The sequence below is a fragment of the Falsiroseomonas sp. CW058 genome (assembly GCF_050563535.1).
Taxonomy (GTDB): Bacteria; Pseudomonadota; Alphaproteobacteria; order Acetobacterales; family Acetobacteraceae; genus Falsiroseomonas.
Genome location: NZ_JBNXUO010000068.1, coordinates 1 through 1,045, shown reverse-complemented (window position 1 = coordinate 1,045; position 1,045 = coordinate 1). Strand labels below are relative to the sequence as shown.

At 67.8% G+C, this 1,045-nt stretch carries 1 protein-coding gene; it reads left to right on the top strand.

Annotated elements, in window-relative coordinates:
- Nucleotides 1-90: 90 nt before the first annotated feature.
- Nucleotides 91-1,030 (top strand): IS630 family transposase gene (locus tag ACK8OX_RS25195; RefSeq protein WP_430667045.1). Its coding sequence is split into 2 segments (ribosomal slippage): nt 91-423 and nt 425-1,030, totalling 939 coding nucleotides; the frame shifts between segments, so codons are not numbered across the junction.
- Nucleotides 1,031-1,045 lie beyond the last annotated feature (15 nt).

Genomic DNA, 1,045 nt, shown 5'->3' with positions numbered 1-1,045 from the left:
TAGAGCATGCTGTTTTTGGGCGGAATCGGGATTCCGGCGCGGGCTGATTTCTGATTCAAGCTCTGGGCTGGGCGGTGGAGGCCAGCCCCGATGCGGCCCTACTCCGAAGATCTCCGCGAACGCGCGGTGCAGCGCGCCGAGGCCGGCGAGACGATCCGCGGGATTGCGGCGGCCCTGCGGATCAGCCCGTCCTGCGTATCGAAATGGCGCAAGCGGCAGCGCGAGACGGGCTCGCTCGCGCCTGACAAGGTCGGTGGGTACAAGCCGCGCGTGCTGGTGGGCGAGTGTGCCGAGTGGCTGCGGGCGCGGGTGGCCAAAGGCCCGTTCACCACGCGCGGCCTGACGGCGGAGCTGGCGGCGCGCGGCATCAAGACCGACCGCCGCGCCGTGTGGGTGTTCCTGCACGCCGAGGGGCTGAGCTTCAAAAAAAACTCTGCTGCCCGCCGAGCAGTCGCGCCCTGACATCGCCTTCAAGCGCGCCCGCTGGCAGTCCCACCAGGGCAAGATCGACCCGCGCCGGCTGGTCTTCATCGATGAGACCTGGATCAAGACCAACATGGCGCCGCTGCGTGGCTGGGGCCTGCGCGGGCAACGGCTCGATGCGCGCGTGCCGCATGGTCACTGGAAGACGCTGACCTTCATCGCCGCCCTGCGGCATGATCGCGTCGATGCGCCCTGCGTCATGGACGGGCCGATCAACGCCGACCTGTTCACCGCCTACGTCGAGCAGGTGCTGGCGCCGACGCTGGCACCAGGCGACATCGTCATCCTCGACAACCTCGGCAGCCATAAAGGACAGCGCGCCCGCCGCGCCATCCGACGGGCTGGCGCGCATCTCCTGTTCCTGCCGCCCTACAGCCCAGACCTGAACCCGATCGAGCAGCTCTTCGCCAAGCTCAAGCACCTCATGCGCGCCGCCGAGCCGAGGACAGTCGAGACGACCTGGCGCAAGGTCGGCGCGCTCCTCGACCTCGTCAGCCCAACCGAATGCGCAAACTACCTCGCCAACTCAGGCTACGCTTCCGTGTAAAGACAGCATGCTCTA